Source organism: Mucilaginibacter lappiensis, assembly GCF_050433765.1.
In the GTDB taxonomy this organism is placed as follows: domain Bacteria; phylum Bacteroidota; class Bacteroidia; order Sphingobacteriales; family Sphingobacteriaceae; genus Mucilaginibacter; species Mucilaginibacter lappiensis_A.
Map to the genome: position 1 here is coordinate 463,802 of NZ_JBNPWP010000002.1, position 19,920 is coordinate 483,721.

The following is a 19,920-nucleotide window of genomic DNA, read 5'->3' on the forward strand; positions in this document are numbered from 1 at the left end:
GTGGGGCATATTTCTAAAACTATTTTTGATGAAAAAAACTATTCATGCTGCTTTAGGTGTTTTTGCCATATGCATACTGCCTGCTGGTGTATTTGCACAATCGGTACCGGTAAAACAGGTTAAGTTAAGTAATTTCGATCTGCAATCCTCTGCACTGATTAGTGCTGCCGGGGCCGAACTATCAACCACACAATACCATTCGCCGGTTTATTGGTTCCCGGTAAAAGTTCCCTCAACAGTGCTTACCGGTTTGGTAGCTAATCATATTTATCCCGATCCATATCAGGGTTTAAATAATATGCTGATCCCCGATGCATCTGATCAGTTTAACAAGGAGTACAACCTGGAGCAGTACAGTCATTTACCCAATGACCCTAATCCCTGGAAAAAACCATACTGGTACCGTACAACATTCAAAGTACCCGCCGGCGATAAAGGCCGTAGCTTTCAACTCATATTTAAGGGTATAAATTATCGCGCTGCTGTTTGGCTCAACGGAAAGCAGATTGCCGATAGTACCCAAATGGCAGGCATGTTTGCCGAGCACAACCTTGATGTAAGCGGAGCCATTAATGCCGGCGGGGATAACGCGCTGGCCGTAAAAATATATCCCCTCGATTATCCGGGCTATCCCTCAAAAGAACAATTAAAAGCTTTAGGTCCGTTTTATGAAAATGGTGGTCCAACCGGCGATATTGGTAAAAACGTTACCATGCTTTGCTCTGCAGGGTGGGACTGGATACCACCCGTGCGCGACCGTAACATGGGTATTTGGCAACCTGTTTTTTTGCGTACAACCGGCGCCGTAACTATAGGCAGGCCAAAATTAGTAACTAATTTACCTAACCTGCCCGATACCAGCATAGCCAAACTATCCTTAAACCTAACGCTCTCAAATAATACTCCGGCTGCAAGTAATGGCAAGCTTACCATCAGCATAAAACCGGAGAACTTTGCCGGGCTGCCTGTTCAGTTTACCCAGGCTATTGCGGTAGCTGCAAATTCGGCTAAAGCGGTAGAGTTAAACGCGGCTAAGATTAGCCAGCTGTTAATTAAGCAGCCTAAGCTATGGTGGCCAAATGGTTATGGCAGGGCAAACCTTTACCGCATCCATTTGCAATATGCCGATGGTAAGAGTATTAGCGATGATACTACTTTTGTTTTCGGCATCCGGACGGTATCGTCAAAGGCAACTGATGTAAATGGTTTTGTTCGCCGCGATTTTTATGTAAATGGTAAACGGGTGCACCTGGTAGGCGGCGCGTGGGTACCCGATATGCTGGTAAACCGCGATTCGGCCCGTTATGATTATGAACTGCACCTTTGCCGTAATGCCAACGTGAACCTGGTACGCATTTGGGGTGGGGGAATTACACCACCCGATGCTTTTTGGAATGCCGCCGACAAATATGGGCAAATGGTATGGTCGGACTTCTGGATCACCGGCGATACACAGGGAGAGTTTAAAGGCTCGCCCGATTGGCCGCTGGAAGGAAATGTATTTATAAAAAACATAGAAAGTACCATTTACCGCGTCCGTAACCATCCCAGCTTGTTGGTGTGGACAGGGGGTAATGAAGGGCATGCCCGCAAGGAATTATATGATGTGATGCGTAATGATATCATCACACTGGATGGTACAAGACCGTTCATCCCAAGTTCATCCGGTTTTGCCAAATTGCCTGCAGGTTGGAAAGGCTCATGGCCTGATGATATGCCATCTGGTGTTTACAGCGGCGGCCCTTATGAGTGGAAAGATCCCAAAGATTACTATAAGCTGGCTAATGCAGGAAAAGATTGGGTATTTAAGGACGAGACCGGATTGCCATCGCAGCCGCCTTATACCACCTTGCCTAAAATAATACCCAACCTGGTTTGGGATACCGCACTGCCTTTCCCGCTTAACAATACCTGGGGATACCATGATGCAGCTACAGGCGCGGGTAAGTATGATAAATACTATGATGAAATGGTAAAAAGGTACGGCAAGCCAAGCAGCATCGTCAATTTTTCGGACAAGATGCAGCTCATGAACGCCATAGGTTACCAAGGCATTTTTGAGGCCGATGGGCATAAACTTAATGAAACAGGTGGCGTAATGCTCTGGAAACTTAACGCGGCCCTGCCCAGCGTAATATGGCAAATATATGACTGGTACCTGGAACCTAATGCGGGTTACTATGCCATGCAAAATGCCTGTGAACCCGTACATATCCAGTATAATTATGATAACTCATCCGTAGCTGTTATTAACCGTACACACCATGCTACGGGTAGCCTCATCGCTACCGCCGATGTTTTTGATATCAACAGTAAACTGATCAAATCAGCAAAAGCTGAACATGTGGGCCTGGTTACAACCGGCACACAGGAAGTTATTCAGTTAAAAGATATACTGACGGGTACACAGGGTGTTAGTTTTGTGGTGCTTAACCTGAAAAATGGAGCCGGCAAAACGGTGTCGCACAATGTTTACTGGCTATCGGCCAATGACGATTTTACATCATTAAATGATATGAAACACGCGCAGGTGCAGGCTAAGGTCTTAAAAACAGAGAAAGGCGCAAGCGAAAGCAAGTGGACCATTCAATTTACCAATAACTCCGGCCAACTGGCATTTTTTGTTCGCCCGCAACTCATGAGGAACACTGAAGAGGTAATGCCAAGCTACTGGACGGGTAATTATTTTTCACTGGCCCCGCACGAAAGTACAACCGTATCGGTAAGTGCGCCAGTGGCCAAATTAGGCAACCAAACACCAACTGTGCTATTAGAAGGCTGGAACCTGGATAAACAAGTAATTATATTGCCGGCTAAGTAAAACTGCGATTAAGATTATAAAAGAAGACTTACGAAGTTTTTAAAACTTCGTAAGTCTACACATCCTCGTATTTTAGCTGCGCGATTTTACACTGCCCGGTATAACAAAAATTATCTCCACATCCGTCAACACAAAACCTAACTTTACTTTGTAAAATAAAATGCTATGAACACTGCCGATATATTGATAATAGGGGCTGGCGCGGCGGGGTTGACGGCTGCGTATGAATTGGCTAATGCAGGTAAAAAAGTAATTGTACTGGAGGCACAGGATCGTATTGGCGGCCGTATACATACGCATCATGAAGGTGCATCTTCAAAACATATAGAGCTGGGTGCCGAGTTTGTACATGGCGATCTGCCTGTTACACTTGGCTTGTTGAACGAAGCAGGTATTAAATACAACCCGGCATCAGCATCAATGTACAGGTATGATCAGGGCAAATTTACCACCAACGAATATTTTATTGAACATTGGGACCTGTTGATAGATAAGCTAAACAAATTGAAGCAGGATACAAATATCAACGGATTTATGCTAAAAGAATTTCCCGGCGATAAATACAAAGAATTGAGGGCATCTGTAAGACAATTTGTATCTGGCTATGATACCGCCGACCCCCAAAAAGCCAGTTGCTTTGCCCTGCGCAAGGAATGGCAAAACGAGGATGAAAATGCCCAGCACCGCATTGAGGATGGATATTGCAGATTGATGAACTACCTGGCAAACGAATGCAAAGCCAATGGCGGCGAAATATATTTAAACGCCATTGCAAAAGATATTTACTGGGAACCGGATAAGGTTAATGTTATTACAGCCGATGGTATAACGTATCACGCGGGGAAAATAATACTGGCTATGCCGCTTGGGGTTTTACAGGCAGGAGGAGGGGAAAAGGGCGGCATAACATTTCATCCGCCAATTAAAACGCATCAGGAAGCCATACAACAAATGGGTTTTGGCGCTGTGATAAAAATAGTGCTGGAGTTTGATGAAGCTTTTTGGGAAAATAAGCAAACTGAAGCAATGGCGGGTAAAAGCCTTAAAAGTATGGGTTACCTGTTCTCGGAGGAAGATATACCTACCTGGTGGACACAATTTCCTAATCGCTCAACCATATTTACCGGTTGGATTGGTGGCCCGGATGCCGAAGCTAAAAAAGATCTGAGTGATAATGAAATATTGGTGCAGGGTCTGCAGTCGGTTGCCAATATCTTTAAATTTAGTATAGATGAGCTGAAAGTGCGAATTAAATCATGGCATGTGGTTAACTGGACAGCCAAACCCTTTAGCCGCGGTTCTTATGCTTATGATACGGTGGATGCCCCCAGCGCCCGCGGAATACTTAATACTCCGGTTGATAACACCATATTTTTCACAGGAGAATATCTTTATGAAGGCGCTGCGATGGGTACGGTTGAAGCAGCATTAACCAGTGGAAAAAATGTGGCTAAATTACTTATCAATAGTTGTACTTAGACTTTATTTCATTCATGACAACATCATGAGGTGTTGTTCTTCCGTGTTTAATGTCTTCTAATCCTTCTTTAATCGCTTGTTGAAGAGCTATTTCATTTTTTAGATCGGCAAGGGCACTTTGAAGTTTTTCCACTTCGTTTAGTTCCAGATTGGGTAAAGAACCTATGATATCTTCTATCGATAATTTTACTTGTACAGTAAGCATAATCAAATTTAACTAATTTATCAGTAACAAACAGACTGATATTATGGCTTCCAGTGATTTCCTGATACGATGATCATATCCAGCATCTTAATGCTGTTATCATAATAATCATAATCCTTAAGCTTAAAAGCCACCAGGTAATCCCATAGTTTATTGAGCCAGGGCTGGTTACTTTTATCCACCATTGCCGATACGGTGAAGGGGGCTATAAAGCTCAGCGCTTCAAAATATCTGCCTTTAATATCATTACCGGCCAGTGTGTATCCCGCCGAAATATTGTCCGGATTGCCATCAGTAGTTTCGCGGATCCAGCGGTTTATTTTATCAACCATCACTTTTGCGCGCTTATCACCATATAGTAAATAATCGCTTGCTATACGCCAGGGCACACGACAGGCATTGTAATTATAATAACCATCATAAGGCGATTCCAGGTAATTGGGCTGTGCTGGTCGTGGGTTTTTATTGATGCCCCTGATAAAGTCGGATATTATACCTGCGTCTGGACTATATTTATTTTGCATCAGGCTAAAAAGCTGGTAATTGCTGTTGATCGTTTTTTGCCATTTTCCGTTTTGTAAAACATTTTCAAAAGCCTTAAAATGGGCGGGCATAAAGTCTGACGAGCGCATGTCAAAATAATCTTTGCTATCATGCTCAATGGCATCACTTAGCAAAACAGCGTATGTTTTAGGGTTTATTTCATGCTGCATGATGGCGGCAATCATATTGAGAGCTTCCTGCAGGTAATTGATACTGCCCTTATTGTCCCATTGCTTAGCGGCCAGCAACAGCGAGTAAGCAATATCCATATCACCATCGGTAGCGGTGCTGCGGTCAAGATCCTTGCAGTTTTTACCTTGCGCCCATGCCATTAGGTAGGGGGATGTTTTAGCCGGATGTGCTTTGTAATAATTGTACAGACCATCAAAAGTAGTTTTGGCGGCCTTATCATAACCGGCCATTAGTACCGTGATCATCATACCATAACCCTGACCTTCAGAAACGCATTCCTTGCCTTTTTTTTCAAACCAAATGTAGTATTGCTCCTTATTACAACCGGGCTTTACATAGTGTGTTTTCCATTGGTCATAAAAAGTACACACCTGTTTATCCAGTTGCTGTTGCGGCAAATGGCTGGGCTTTATAGTGCCGGTGGCATATATACTATGCTGTGGAAACGGCTTTACCGCCACTTGTGCATTAACCTGCCCGCTTATAAAAAGCGAAAGCAGCAGGTAATTAAACCACTTGTAGTTCCCGTAGTTCTTCAAAGCTTTCCTGCTCCATGCACATTTGATTTTCGGCAAAATACAATTTAAGGCATGATAAAAAATTTTGTATAACTGGCGTATCCTTACAGGTTGCTGCATACCATGTTCTTTTGGCAACGCTATGGTGCAGGGGTTTGGCTACAATATTCCTGTTAGCCAGGTATGGTCTTACAATCCAGTCGGCCATTACGCTTATACCCAGTCCGGCATTCACCATTTCAATAGTGGCATCGGTATAATGTATGCGATTTAGTGTTTTAGGTTTTACGTGCTGTTCCTGTATCAGGGTTTCAATAAGCGGTGTATCCTGGTAGGAGGGGTCATAAAGAGCCAATATCAGGTCCTGGTCCCTAAAATCGCAAATGTCTATCACCTCTTTTTGAGCAAGCGGATGATCTGCCGGAAGAATGGCATTCAGTCTGTCTTCAAAAATTGGTTCATAATTTATTTTTGTATTTACCATTTGGGTGCGCACTATACCCAGGTCAAGGTCGCCGCGCATCAGGTATTCCAGCGGGCGGCGGGTGGCGTCAGATACGATGTTGATATTAATATCGGGCCATTGGCTTTTAAAGGTTTTAATTACCCCGGGCAACCAGTGGTAGGCGGTATAACATTGCATGCTGATATTGAGTTTACCAGTTTTGCCGTTCTTATAATTATTAATATCTTCTTCCATGCCTCTGATTTCAGCAATTATTTTTTCAGAACTCCGCAAAAAACGGTAACCAATCTCAGACAAATGTAATTTTTTACCCTGGCGATGAAAAACTTCGATATCTAACTCCTTTTCAAGCTCCTTTAACTGGTGACTAAGGGCCGATTGTGTAAGGTGCAGTGCCGTAGCTGCTTTAGTTAATGTTCCTTCTTTTGATATGGTATCAACCAAACGAAAATGATGAAGAGCTATATTCATTATTAGTTTTGCTAATGATTGTAACAAATTTAATTCATTTTTTTCATAATGTAAAATACTGATACCTTTGCTGTGTACAAAATACACAATATGTTTAATCTACCTTCAAAACAATTACTTCTGTTTGTAGGTGTTTTTTCTGTCTTCCATGCTCAGGCTCAGCAAAAAGTTTTAAATATCAAAGATGCTGAACAAATGGCACTCGCTAATTACGGTACCATCAAATCCAAAGCAAATCAGCTAAATGCTGCTAAGGCAAACTTAAAAGAAACACGTACAGAATATTTACCCGATGTAAGTATTTCGGCCCAGCAGGATTACGGAACTGCCAACGGCCAAAACGGGCCTTTGTATGGCTATCATGGCTTATCTGTGGCCTCGTCGGGCCCTACATTGCCCAAGCAAAACTGGAACGCGGCATTTGGTTCGCTATATCTCAGCAATGTAAGCTGGGATTTTTTTAGTTTTGGAAAGTCTGTTGAAAAGGTTAAAGTACAGCGCTCCATAGTTTCGCTCAATGAAACCGACCTGGTACAGGAACAATTTCAACATGAAGTGAGAGTGGCAAGCACTTATCTTAATTTATTGGCAGCCCAACAGCTGGCAAAAGCTCAGCAGGATAACCTTAACCGTGCCATCGACTTGCAAAAAGTGGTAGTAGCACGTGTTAAAAATGGTTTAAATCCCGGAGTTGATTCGTCATTGGCTAATGCCGAGGTATCAAATGCTAAAATTTCTTTAACCAACACTTTGCAAACGGTACAGGATCAGAGCAATCAATTGTCAATTTTCCTGGGTATCCCGTCGCAGGATTTTGTGCTTGACAGTGCTTTTATCACTAAACTGCCAGGTAACCTTGGTACACAAAGCACCGTTCAGTTAGGCGATCACCCGGAACTACGGTTTTTAAAGAACCGCATAGGTGTGAGCGATCAGCAGGCTAAGTATTTAAAAACATTTGCTCTTCCTACATTCAGCCTGTTTGGTGTTTATCAGGGCAGGGGATCGGGCTTCAACTCTGATTATAGTACCAATTTAAACAGCTACAGCAGCAGCTATGGTGCAGGTGCTAATCCTACCCGGTATAATTACCTGTTTGGTGTAGCCATGGTCTGGAACCTGACTAATCCGTTCAGGGTGCATTACCAGGTACAATCCCAAAAATATACTTCAGAGCAATTTAAAAATGATTATGACCTTGTTGAGCAACGCCTGGAAGCACAGGAGATACTGGCTGAAACCCGCATAGGAAATGCTTTAAAAAATTATCATGAAGTACCGGTTGAAGTTTCGGCCGCAAGTGATGCGTATAAGCAAAAGTACACCCTGTATAAAAACGGCCTGGCCAATATAGTTGATTTTACGCAGGCTCTTTTTACTTTGAACCGGGCCGAGGTTGACCGCTATATAGCTTTAAATAATGTATGGCAGGCTTTACTGTTCAAGTCGGCTGCCACCGGCGATTTTGGCATATTCATCAATAATTTTTAATAACAGATTATACATACATAATGGGAATGATAAAAGGGGCGCTTCAAAAACCAATTACCATATTGGTTATAGTAGCCGGACTGTTTTTTTTCGGGATCAACGCGGTACGTACTATCAAGATAGATATCTTTCCTGATCTTAATTTACCGGTTATCTATGTATCCCATCCATACGGAGGTTTTACCCCAAACCAGATGGAAGCATACTTCGGTAAGCAATACGTTAACTTACTGTTATTTGTTTCAGGTGTTAAAAGTATCGAAACCAAGAACATTCAAGGGTTAACATTAATAAAAGTTACTTTTTACGAAGGGACTAACATGGCCCAGGCCGCGGCCGAGGTCACGAGTTACACCAACAGGGCCCAGGCCGCGTTCCCACCAGGGTCACAGCCACCATTTATTTTACGTTTTGATGCTTCAACCCTGCCGGTAGGTCAGCTGGTATTGAGCAGTCCTAAACGTAATAACAACGAATTACTTGATTATGCGCTGGTATACGTGCGTTCGTCATTTACATCTATTCCGGGTTTGGTTGCACCGGCACCTTTTGGAGGTAACCAGCGTACAGTAGTAATTAAAGTTGATCCGGGTTTGCTGCGTTCGCATAACTTAACACCCGACCAGATCGTTGCAGCCTTACGCGAAAATAACCTGAATACCCCTGCAGGTAACGTACGTGTAGGCGATTATAACTACCTGGCGCCAACAAACACCACTATTAAAAAGATCTCGGATTTTGGCGATATCCCTTTATATAAAAACGGTATCCAAACCGTGTTTTTACATGATGTGGCCACTGTTGAGGATGGCGCCGATATTACCCAAGGTTACGCCTTGATAAACGGTAAACGTTCGGTTTATCTGCCAATTACCAAATCGGCCACGGCGTCAACATGGGATGTGGTTCAAAACCTCAAAAAAGCACTCCCTCGGTTCCAGGCTTTATTACCTGATGACGTGAAGTTGTCGTTTGTGTTTGACCAATCAGTTTATGTTATAAACGCGGTAAAAAGTTTGGCCGAAGAGGGAGCCATTGGAGCGGTACTTACCGGATTGATGGTATTACTTTTCCTGGGCGACAGGCGCGGGGCATTAATTGTAATATTAACTATCCCAACCTGTATCATATCAGCCATATTTTTCCTGTCGCTTTTCCATCAAACTATCAATATCATGACTTTGAGCGGGCTTTCGCTGGCTATTGGTATTTTGGTTGATGAATCGACGGTAACTATCGAGAATATTCACCAGCATTTTGATATGGGTAAACCCAAGGCTTTGGCTATATGGGATGCCTGTAAGGAGATAGCTTTTCCTAAATTGTTGATCCTGTTTTGTATCCTGGCGGTGTTTGCGCCGGCCTTTACCATGACCGGCATACCGGGAGCGTTGTTCCTGCCACTGGCTTTGGCTATTGGTTTCTCCATGATCATATCCTATTTCCTGGCTCAAACCTTTGTGCCCATCATGGCCAACTGGATCATGGTGAACAAACATGAGGATCACAGTCACGCAGACGGTTTTGCTTTAGAAGATGAAGGCGAACCCTGGGAGCAAAAAGAAAAAGCCATGAAGAGGGCGCTTGAACATACCGGAGGCAAAGTAACCCGCTTTGACAGGTTCAGGGATGGTTTTATGCGCTTAATGGACCGCATGTTGCCTAAAAGAAAACTTTTGGTAACGGTTTATGTGATTGGTGCATTTGGATTGGCCTTTTTACTGTTCAATATCATAGGGCGCGATGTATTGCCTAAAGTTAACTCAGGTACTTTCCAGGTTCGTTTACGTGCACCAGATGGAACACGTTTGGAGCGTACCGAAGTAATTGCAGTGAAAGCCCAACATATATTGGGAGAGATTGTGGGTAAAAATCATATTGCCATAACTTCTACTATGGTTGGTTCGCATCCTGCTTCGTTTTCAACAAACCCTATTTACTTGTTTATGGCAGGTCCGCAGGAAGCTGTAATGCAGATCAGTTTAACCGAAGATTATAAAGTAAAGAACCTGGACGACCTGAAAGAACGTTTCAGGAATGCGATACACAAACAACTACCGGGTATAAAGCTTTCTTTTGAACCGATAGAGTTAACCGATAAAATTTTAAGTCAGGGATCACCAACACCTATTGAAATTGCCTTATCAGGCAAAAACAAGTTGCAGAATCAGGAGTACGCCTTTAAAGTATTGGATAAGCTAAAAAAGATAGATTACTTGCGTGATGCGCAGATAGGCCAGTCATTTAATTATCCATCTATCGATATTAATATTGACAGGCAAAGGGCGGCACAGTTGGGTGTAGGAGTAAATGATATTTCACGCTCGCTTATTGCTTCTACGTCGTCATCAAGATATACCGAAAAAAATGTGTGGCTTGATGAAAAGGTTGGTTTAAGTTACCAGGTACAGGTACAGGTACCTGAGTTTCAGATGGCCAGTTTAAATGATATTAAGGAGATCCCGGTATTAAACAATCAGTCGAGACCGGTTTTAAGTGATGTTGCAGACATTAAAACAGGTATAACCAATGGCGAAAATGATAATATTGGCGCTATACCTACACTGTCAGTTACTGCAAACTTGAATAATAAGGATTTGGGCACAGCAACTGATGATGTACAAAAGGCCATCAATTCATTGGGCAAACTACCCCGCGGATTAACCATTGAGCTGCGCGGAATGAGCCAAACATTAACCTCTACCTTAGATAGCTTACAATCAGGGTTACTGGTAGCTATCCTGGTGATATTCCTGATGCTGGCAGCCAATTTCCAATCGTTCAAAATGTCGTTTGTAGTATTGTCAACAGTGCCGGCGGTATTGTTTGGTTCATTGTTCCTGGTTAAAATAACGGGGGCAACGCTCAACCTGCAATCATATATGGGTATGATCATGTCTGTAGGTGTATCCATATCCAACGCGGTATTGCTGATAACCAATGCCGAAGAGTTGCGCAAGCATAATGGCGATGCGCTAAAATCTGCCCGCGAAGCCGTAGCTTTGCGTTTAAGGCCGATATTAATGACAAGTTTGGCCATGATAGTAGGTATGATACCTATGGCATCAGGTTTAGGTGAAGGGGGAGATCAGACCTCGCCGCTTGGTCGCGCCGTTATTGGTGGACTTATAGCTTCAACCTTTGCCGCTCTGTTAATATTACCATTGGTTTTTGCCTGGGTACAAGGCAATGCCTCCACTCAATCTGTTTCATTAGACCCTGAAGATAAAGAAAGTAAATTTTATGTCCCTTTGCATCATCATGAACAAGCTTAAAAATAAATCAACCCTCATGCTTGCCGTATTAGCGGTAGCCATCAGTAGCTTACTGAGTGCCTGTCATTCAGAAGAAAAAGAAAAAGAAAGCGCGGAAGAACAACAGGAACAAGCTGTTGAAACCCCTTCCGTTGAGCTTACCCCGGTTAAAAAAGGGAAGCTGAGCAGTACGGTTACCGTTCCCGGCGAACTGATTCCTTACCAACAGGTCGACCTGTTTGCCAAGGTCAACAGTTATGTTAAAAAATTGCTGGTTGATATAGGTTCTGAAGTACACCAGGGACAATTGCTGGTGGTTTTAGAAGCACCGGAGATCAATTCGCAACTGGCAGGGGCACAATCAAGAATAAAACAACAGGAAGCAATGTACTATGCCAGCAAGGCTACTTATGACAGGTTGTTAAGCACCAGTAAAACTCCAGGTACGGTATCACTAAATGACCTGGAACAGGCCGAGGCTAAGAAAAACTCAGACTTTGCTAATGTTGAAGCTGCAAAATCGGCCTATACAGAAGTTTCTGCCAACCTCGCTTATCTGGAGATCAGGGCGCCGTTTGATGGGGTGATCACCAGCCGTAATGTAAACTTAGGTGCGTATGTTGGCCCTGGCGGTAAAGGATCTGATCCGTTGTTTACTTTGCAGGACCAGAAAAGGTTACGTTTGGTGGTATCAATACCAGAAAACTCAACCGGCGGCTTAAGTAATAAAAGCGAAGTAAGTTTTACGGTAAAGGCTTTACCAAATGAAAAATTTACCGCGCAGGTAAAACGCCTTGCCGGTGCGCTTGACGAAAAATTAAGATCAGAGCGTTTGGAAATGGACGTATATAATAAAGATAAAAAATTGTTGCCTCACATGTTTGCCGAGGTGAATGTGCCTTTACCAGGTGGCGACAGTACTTTTGTTGTTCCTAAAACCGCTGTGGTTACCTCAACCGAAAAGGTTTTTGTAATTAAAGTGGTAAACCATAAAGCACAATGGGTTGATGCTAAAAAGGGTTTTTCATCAGGCGACATGATCCAGGTTTACGGCGATTTGAAAGCCGATGACAAACTGGTAAAAGTTGCTACCGATGAGATAAGGGACGGATCAACAGTGAAAGATAATAATTAGTTGATAGGGTTGGATTGAGTTAATTCGTTTGACTGATTTATTGACGTTACATCCCGCTTTGCGCCAGCAGAGGGGGATGTAACGTTTTAAGGGGTATTGATAAAATAACCACCACATCATTGCGAGGAACGAAGCAATCCCCGACTTACAGAACCGCCCTGTACAGCTTAGAGATTGCTTCGTTCCTCGCAATGACGCGTGTCTTATTTACTGCAACTTTTTCAAAATACCGGTCCCAATAGCATCGGTACTTTCTGCCGCGTTTGACAGCACAATCACTGCCAGGTTCTTTTGGGTATTAAAAGCTAAAAAGCTACTGCTGCCATAAGTGCCACCATTGTGGAAATAATACTCCACACCATCAACCAGGATAATGTGCCAGGCCAGGCCCATTTTTGCATCTTTGGTAAAGGTTATCTGGTGAGTGAGCTCAAAGGCCTTTCCGAGCTTATTATTGACAGGGACCATGTTGGCCTTGGCATATATCAATAAATCATTTACAGACGAATGCAGGGCCCCGCAGGGGGCTAATACGTCAAAATCCCAGGCAGGTGTAACGTTGCCGGTCTCGTTGTAAACACTTGCAAAGTTAGCCTGCCTTGCCACGCTTAAGTGCTGTGCGGTACTTTGCATCATTAACGGCTTACATATCACATCAGCCACCATCTGATCGAACGTTTTGCCGCTTATCTGTGATAGTATAGTACCCAGCAAACCCATCCCTAAATTAGAGTAATCATATCTTTCACCAGGCTTGTTGTTAAGCTTGCATGTTTTTAAATAGGCAAAAAGCAGCTGCTTGTTGTAAGTTTTATATGGGTTAGGCTCATCACTGGGTTTAATATCAAGGTTGTTTGGCATCCTGTCTAAACCTGATGTATGGTTGCTTAAGGTTAACAAGGTGACCGCACTTAATGCCTTATTTGCTGTGACAGAATCGGGCAGGTATTTGGTGATGGGATCGGTTAGCTTCACCTTACCCTCGTTTACATAATACGCCAAAAGAGCAGCGGTGAATGTTTTGGTGATGGAACCGATCTCGAAAATGGTATTTGGAGTAGGTAACTTACTATTCCCTCTTATCGTTTCCCCATAGTTATAGGTAGTGATCTTATCATCTTTTAAAACACCAATGCTTAAACCAACGGTATTGGCCTTTTGAATATAGGGCCGCACAACCGCTTCAATCTCTTTATCCATTGGGGTTAAAAGTTTGTTTGACGTAGCAGCTTGCGAAATCTTATCCGCAGTTACCTGTTTAAACGGCTGAAAAAGAAACATATCCAGTTTGTTATTTTGATCAAGGCCCATTTGCAATTGCAGGGTTACTGCCTCAAATATCAGCTTATAGGTAGCTACATTATTATTAACAAAACTGATGAGCGATGAGCCCTTAATATCATTTAACGGGAAAAGCTGTTGATCAGCAACCGACCGGAATGCCCCGGGGCTGAATGCTTTCCTGAAACGGTCGCCTCCCAGCGCATAAAGCGAATCGGCTTGTTTAGCATTAAAAAACTTTTGAACAAGTGCGAATACTGAATCTGTTTTAAGCTGCTGGCGGCTTTGGGCAAAGGTGGTGGATGAGCAAAATACAATAATGAGTATAATGTATAAGTAATGGGAATGGTTAAACTTCATCGGCCGAATAAATTTGATTTCAAGTTAAGCATTTCATTATTTATAAAATAATGTTTGTCATGCTGAACATGGTGAAGCATCTATTCTGCGGCATTCAACGCGTACAAATAGATCCTTCGTTCCTCAGGATGACAAGGGGTAGTGCTTCTTTGTCATTCTTGTTTATACAACGGCTATAACATCATTTGTCATATACGACTAACGAAATTGAAATGTATTTACCCTTACGGCGTTTGCCCGGCAAGCAGGTATAGCACTGCCATCCTTACAGCCACGCCATTTTCAACCTGGTCAAGAATGATGGATTGTTTACTGTCGGCCACATCGCTGGTGATCTCCACACCGCGGTTAATTGGGCCGGGGTGCATTACAGTGATCTCTTTATCCAACGAATCTAAAATGGTTTTGTTAAGACCGAAAAGCATGGTGTATTCCCTAAGGGAAGGGAAATATTTAATGTCCTGGCGCTCCAACTGTATGCGCAGCATGTTGGCCACATCGCACCAGTTAAGAGCTTTGATCAGGTTATGTTCTACTTTTACACCCAGCGAGCCAATGTATTTAGGGATAAGGGTAGTTGGTCCGCAAACCATTACTTCGGCGCCTAATTGTTTCAAACAAAGTATGTTTGACAGCGCAACGCGCGAGTGCAGTATATCGCCTACGATCACCACCTTTTTGCCCGCTACATCGCCATATTTTTCACGAATGGAAAAGGCATCGAGCAGGGCTTGGGTGGGGTGTTCATGAGCACCATCGCCGGCGTTAACGATCTGGGCTTTTACATGCTTAGAAAGGAAGATGCCAGCCCCGGCGTAGGGGTGACGCATCACCACCATATCTACCTTCATGGCCAAAATGTTGTTTACCGTATCTATCAACGTTTCGCCTTTGCTTACTGATGATGAGGAAGCTGCAAAGTTTACCACATCGGCCGAGAGTCGTTTTTCGGCCAGCTCAAATGACAGGCGGGTACGGGTGGAGTTTTCGAAAAATATGTTGGCAATAGTTACATCGCGTAGCGAAGGCACTTTCTTTATCGGCCGGTTTAAAACGGATTTAAAAGTATCGGCAGTTTCAAATATCAGTTCAATGTCTGCCCGGTTTAAATCTTTTATGCCTAATAAGTGCCTTGTGCTTAGTCCTGCCATATCTTTTTTATTTCGGATTTCGGATATTCGATTTCGGAATTATTTATTTCGTTATTTCTGATTTATTAATTCGTTGTTTCTCTTTTGCAGTTTTGCCTATTGCGGTAAATATAGCTGTAAGTTCATTTGCTTCTTTTTTCAGCGATGATAAACTGTTTGAGTTTGTGAGAGCTGATTGCTCAATTAACTCTAACCAATAGATTGATTCATCAGCTTCTTCTTCAACTATAATTATTTTATTTATAAAATCAGCAGTTGATTTTCCCCTGCAAGCCGATCTGTAATTTGCTCCAATTGATGTTGAACTTCTTAATAATTGTTTGGATAAAACATCGAGTGAATGTTTACGTGGAAGTTCTTCAATGAACTTTATTACGTCAACCGCAAATTTTTGTGTTCTGCGTTTTAACTCTATTTTATCCATGGTTATAAATCATCGGTTATTCTAAAATCCGAAATCGAAAATCCGAATTCCGAAATTACTCTGATACCAGCACTATTTTATCTTCGCCATCTGTATCTTTCCAGCTTACTACTACTTTTTGCGATGCTATGGAATCCACCTCGATACCTACATAATCGGCTGATACTGGTATGTGACGTGAGTACCGGCGATCTACCAGGGCCAGCAACTCTATCTTTTCCGGGCGACCAAAGGCTTGCATGGCATCCATGGCAGCGCGTATGGTGCGGCCTGTCCAAAGTACATCATCCATCATGATCACTTTTTTACCCTCAATAATAAAATCAATTTTAGTTTGGTTAGGCACCAGTGGTGACCCCTGTCTGCGGAAATCGTCGCGGTAAAAGGTGATATCAAGGTCGCCATGCAAAATGGTTTTGCCGGGTAATATCTTCCGTAATTCTTCGGCAACGCGTCTGGCCAGGTAAATGCCACGGGGCTGGATACCAATTAATACCGATCCTGAAAAATCGTTGTGGTTTTCAATCAACTGGCGACATAAACGTTGTATGGTGATCTGAAACTTCTGTCCGTCGAGCAGTGTAAGATTTTGCATCGTATGGGTGGATTTGGGCAAAAATAGTAAATAGTTTTGAAAAGCCCCCTCTAAATCTCCCCCGATAGGGGAGACTTTTAAAAAATATGGGTTTAAATCTTATATACTTGAAGTGATATTTATTGGTTTGATAAATTTTTCAGTGTCTGCATCGCTTTATCTGCATCTTTCTTCGCCACAAAAATATGATCATGGTAATAGGCCGCAACCACATTGCAGCTAATGTTTTCCTGAGCCAATGCGGTAGCAAAGGCAGCGGTAAGCCCGGTTGCTGCTAATGATGAGTGTATGGTGAGTGTTATCCAGGCAGCAATGTAGCTGTAACTCAGATTAAGCTGGTCTGCAATCCTTTTTTTAAGGATAACGGTAATACCTTCCACTTCTTTAAAAAGACCTAAAATATTGGCTGTGTCAATTGAGCTAATATCAGATATAGTACAATAAACATAATCGCCTTCATTGAGTATGGGGGTCATGTTTTTTAGTAAGGTATTGAGGCTTGTTTCTCCAGTCATTGTACAAATATACAAGTTGAATCCTCTCCTTTGGAGAGGGCAGGGTGAGGCATAAAAAAAGCCCTTCCGATTAATCGGAAGGGCTTGTGAGAATATTGACGTCAGTTTAAAGCTTATGCTTCTTCTTCTTCAGATTCTGATTTTTTAGCTGCAGGAGCTGCTGTTGCCTTGCGGGCTTTGTTTTCAGCACCTTCCATTTGCTCTTTTAACTGAGCTAATACGCTAAGATCACCCAAAGTTGATTTTTCAACTGATTCTTTCACTTTTTTAACCGCGTTGCTTGCAGATTTTGCTTCTTTTTTACGGTTTTCAAATTCTTGTACACGAGCGTCAGCACGAGCTTCTTCCCATATACGTGAGTGTGAAATAACTATACGTTTGTTTTCTTTGTTAAATTCAATGATCTTGAATTCGGCAGACTCTTCGGCTTTTAAAGCTTTACCGTCTTCTTTAACCAGGTGTTTGGTTGGCGCAAAGCCTTCAACACCGTAAGGTAAAGCTACGATAGCACCTTTGTCGGTTACTTTAATAACGGTACCTTCATGTACTGAATCAATAGTGAAGATGGTTTCAAAAGTATCCCAAGGGTTTTCTTCAAGCTGTTTGTGGCCTAAGCTTAATTTACGGTTCTCGATATCAAGTTCTAAAACAACCACGTCTAATTTTTCACCAACTTTAGTGAATTCATTAGGGTGATTTACTTTTTTAGACCATGAAAGGTCAGAGATGTGGATTAAGCCGTCAATACCGTCTTCCAGTTCAACAAACACACCAAAGTTGGTCATGTTTTTAACTGTAGCGATGTGCTGAGTGCCGATAGCGTATTTCTCGCCGGCATTTTGCCATGGATCAGGAGTTAATTGTTTAACACCTAATGACATTTTGCGCTCGTCGCGGTCAAGTGTTAACACTTGTGCTTCGATCTCGTCACCAACTTTCAGGAATTCCTGAGGGTTACGCAGGTTTTGTGACCATGACATTTCTGATACGTGGATCAAACCTTCAACACCAGGGATGATTTCAAGGAATGCACCATAATCAGCAACAGTAACAATACGTCCTTTAACTTTAGATCCTACAACGATACCTTCGTCAAGGCTTTGCCAAGGATGTGGAGTTAATTGTTTTAAGCCCAGAGCAATACGTTTTTTCTCGTCATCAAAGTCAAGAACAACAACGTTGATCTTTTGATCCAATGCCAAAATTTCGCGTGGATGCTCAATACGGCCCCATGAAATATCAGTAATGTGTAATAAACCGTCAACACCACCAAGGTCAATAAATACACCAAAGTCGGTAATGTTTTTAACAGTTCCTTCCAATACCTGTCCTTTTTCCAGACGGGCAACAATTTCTGTTTTTTGGTTTTCTAAATCGTCTTCGATCAGCACTTTGTGCGATACCACTACGTTTTTAAACTCGTGGTTGATCTTAACAACTTTGAATTCCATTGTTTTACCTACGTACACATCGTAATCCCTGATAGGTTTAATATCGATCTGTGAACCAGGTAAGAAGGCTTCAACGCCCATTATATCAACAATTAAACCACCTTTAGTTCTGCTCTTAACAAAACCAGTGATGATCTCATCATTATCAAGTGCTGAATTAATGCGCTCCCATGATTTTTGAGTTTTTGCACGTTTACGTGAAAGTACTAACTGACCGTTAGCATCTTCTTGTGATTCAACAAATACATCAACTGTGTCACCGATCTTCAGATCAGGTGTATCACGGAATTCTGATACTGAAACTAAACCGTCAGATTTAAATCCTACGTTCAGTACCACATCTTTGTTGTTAACATTAACAACGGTACCAGTGATGATTTCGCCTTTGGTGATAGAGCTGAAAGTTCCATCATACATTTTCTCGAATTTCTCACGGTCGCTATCGCTATAGTTACCAAATTTTTTGTCATCAGCATCCCAGTCAAAATCTGTACTTGGTGTTAATGCAATTTTTGATTTGATCTCTTCGATAGATATTGAATCAGCTTCTGATTCAATCGTTTCTTTTTCGCCAGATGCGGTAACTGTACCCAGTTCAGCCTCTTTCGCTTTTAATTCTTTTTCTGCTTCTTGTTTTTTTGCCATTAAATAAATTTTCTCCTTTTCCCAATTTGTTAATTGGGACTGCAAAGGTAGGTATATTAATTTATTTGAAAAAGAATATTTTAATGTTAATTGCTGATATTTAAGCCTTTTTGAGGGAAATAGACCAGTTTTTCCTGATTTTAACCTTTCTTCAAAGGAAAATGAACGTTTCATTATGCGTTTTTAACATGCACTTTACAAAATCATCACACTAAATATCAATCAGTTTATTGTCTATCTCCTCAAAAATCGACATGAAATCTGGAAACAGAAGGGTACGGTAATTACCCAGCACCTCGTTCATTTGTGCTTCATGTTGCGGGGTAAAGGGGTTTTGCCATATCCGCATACAAATGCGTTTCAGGGCGTAAGCTATCTGGTGGGTTTCGGCATAAGTGTGCAGGTATTGGCTGCGCTTAAAATCTTCATAAAACTTAAAGAACACGGTACTGTCCTTTAAGCCCGAAAAAGATAAAAATTCATTGATCACTGCTGTTTTGCAGCCCGATAAATGCGCGTAAAAATCATCAACCTGTATTTTACCGGTGGTGAGCAGCAGGTTATCAATAATGAGCTCAAGCGCTATATGCCCCAAAAAGAATGGCTTTACAGGCGAACCCTCAATAGCTGGCAGTAGTTTTTTTTTTAACTCGTGCGAATGGACTGTAAAAAAATCAGATGAATGGAAATAGCGGTCAACCGCCAGGTGTTTGTTCCAGCCCGCAATAATGGAGTTGATGTTACTGTCCGTATGTTGTAGTTTTTCGGGGTGCAGGATAATATTTTTATCGGCATTCTTTAAAAGATCAGGCAGTACGGTACCTAATATATGGTAACAGTTGTTGCTGTGGCGATCAAAATAATAATGCGATAAAAAATTCATAGGCGGTGTTCTGCAAAATACCCTGTTTTGATCAAGTTAC

Annotated in this window: 15 protein-coding genes; 5 read left to right on the forward strand and 10 right to left on the reverse strand. The window is 42.3% G+C overall.

What is annotated here, in order from left to right; all coding sequences use genetic code 11:
* The first annotated feature begins 28 nt into the window (after positions 1 to 28).
* Positions 29 to 2,821 (forward strand): glycoside hydrolase family 2 protein, encoded by a 2,793-nt coding sequence (locus M2273_RS07385; RefSeq protein WP_429394875.1) that lies wholly within the window; start codon positions 29 to 31, stop codon positions 2,819 to 2,821.
* A 165-nt stretch (positions 2,822 to 2,986) separates the two neighbouring features.
* Positions 2,987 to 4,300: a flavin monoamine oxidase family protein gene (locus M2273_RS07390; RefSeq protein ID WP_429394877.1), complete on the forward strand. Its 1,314-nt coding sequence runs from the start codon at positions 2,987 to 2,989 to the stop codon at positions 4,298 to 4,300.
* On the opposite strand, the gene M2273_RS07395 is transcribed toward M2273_RS07390, so the two are convergent.
* The 3 genes from M2273_RS07395 to M2273_RS07405 are packed head-to-tail and all read right to left on the reverse strand — an operon-like array spanning position 4,284 to position 6,695.
* Positions 4,284 to 4,505 (reverse strand): hypothetical protein, encoded by a 222-nt coding sequence (locus tag M2273_RS07395; RefSeq protein ID WP_429394879.1) that lies wholly within the window; start codon positions 4,503 to 4,505, stop codon positions 4,284 to 4,286. The genes M2273_RS07390 and M2273_RS07395 overlap by 17 nt on opposite strands.
* 41 nt (positions 4,506 to 4,546) lie before the next feature.
* Positions 4,547 to 5,815 carry a glycosyl hydrolase family 8 gene (locus M2273_RS07400; RefSeq protein ID WP_429394881.1) on the reverse strand — a complete coding sequence of 423 codons (1,269 nt, stop codon included), beginning with the start codon at positions 5,813 to 5,815 and terminating at the stop codon, positions 4,547 to 4,549.
* Complete coding sequence (locus M2273_RS07405) at positions 5,748 to 6,695, reverse strand: LysR family transcriptional regulator (protein WP_429394883.1); 948 nt, start codon at positions 6,693 to 6,695, stop codon at positions 5,748 to 5,750. The genes M2273_RS07400 and M2273_RS07405 overlap by 68 nt, the downstream gene beginning before the upstream one ends.
* A gap of 90 nt (positions 6,696 to 6,785) precedes the next feature.
* Here M2273_RS07405 and M2273_RS07410 point away from each other — a divergent pair, with 90 nt between their 5' ends.
* The 3 genes from M2273_RS07410 to M2273_RS07420 are packed head-to-tail and all read left to right on the forward strand — an operon-like array spanning position 6,786 to position 12,575.
* Positions 6,786 to 8,186 carry a TolC family protein gene (locus M2273_RS07410; protein ID WP_429394885.1) on the forward strand — a complete coding sequence of 467 codons (1,401 nt, stop codon included), beginning with the start codon at positions 6,786 to 6,788 and terminating at the stop codon, positions 8,184 to 8,186.
* Positions 8,187 to 8,206: 20 nt separating this feature from the next.
* Entirely contained in the window at positions 8,207 to 11,461 is a 3,255-nt protein-coding gene (locus M2273_RS07415) for an efflux RND transporter permease subunit (RefSeq protein ID WP_429394887.1), read from the forward strand.
* Entirely contained in the window at positions 11,448 to 12,575 is a 1,128-nt protein-coding gene (locus M2273_RS07420) for an efflux RND transporter periplasmic adaptor subunit (RefSeq protein WP_429394889.1), read from the forward strand. Before M2273_RS07415 ends, M2273_RS07420 begins: the two co-directional genes overlap by 14 nt.
* Positions 12,576 to 12,782: 207 nt before the next feature.
* Here M2273_RS07420 and M2273_RS07425 read toward each other — a convergent pair whose 3' ends face one another.
* The 7 genes from M2273_RS07425 to M2273_RS07455 form a co-directional block, all read right to left on the reverse strand.
* Positions 12,783 to 14,216 carry a serine hydrolase domain-containing protein gene (locus M2273_RS07425; RefSeq protein WP_429394892.1) on the reverse strand — a complete coding sequence of 478 codons (1,434 nt, stop codon included), beginning with the start codon at positions 14,214 to 14,216 and terminating at the stop codon, positions 12,783 to 12,785.
* A 224-nt stretch (positions 14,217 to 14,440) separates the two neighbouring features.
* A complete protein-coding gene (locus M2273_RS07430; RefSeq protein WP_090467170.1) occupies positions 14,441 to 15,367 on the reverse strand; it encodes an aspartate carbamoyltransferase catalytic subunit in 927 nt (308 codons plus the stop codon).
* 43 nt (positions 15,368 to 15,410) lie between these two features.
* Positions 15,411 to 15,791, reverse strand: a complete 381-nt coding sequence (locus M2273_RS07435) for a four helix bundle protein (protein WP_429394895.1) — start codon at positions 15,789 to 15,791, stop codon at positions 15,411 to 15,413.
* A 55-nt stretch (positions 15,792 to 15,846) separates the two neighbouring features.
* Positions 15,847 to 16,386, reverse strand: coding sequence for a bifunctional pyr operon transcriptional regulator/uracil phosphoribosyltransferase PyrR (pyrR, locus tag M2273_RS07440; protein WP_429394898.1), 540 nt, complete (start codon positions 16,384 to 16,386; stop codon positions 15,847 to 15,849).
* Positions 16,387 to 16,505: 119 nt separating this feature from the next.
* Entirely contained in the window at positions 16,506 to 16,901 is a 396-nt protein-coding gene (locus M2273_RS07445; RefSeq protein ID WP_429394900.1) for an ACT domain-containing protein, read from the reverse strand.
* Between the two features lie 113 nt (positions 16,902 to 17,014).
* A complete protein-coding gene (gene rpsA, locus M2273_RS07450; RefSeq protein WP_429396340.1) occupies positions 17,015 to 18,997 on the reverse strand; it encodes a 30S ribosomal protein S1 in 1,983 nt (660 codons plus the stop codon).
* Between the two features lie 211 nt (positions 18,998 to 19,208).
* Entirely contained in the window at positions 19,209 to 19,880 is a 672-nt protein-coding gene (locus M2273_RS07455) for an ACP phosphodiesterase (RefSeq protein WP_429394902.1), read from the reverse strand.
* Positions 19,881 to 19,920 lie beyond the last annotated feature (40 nt).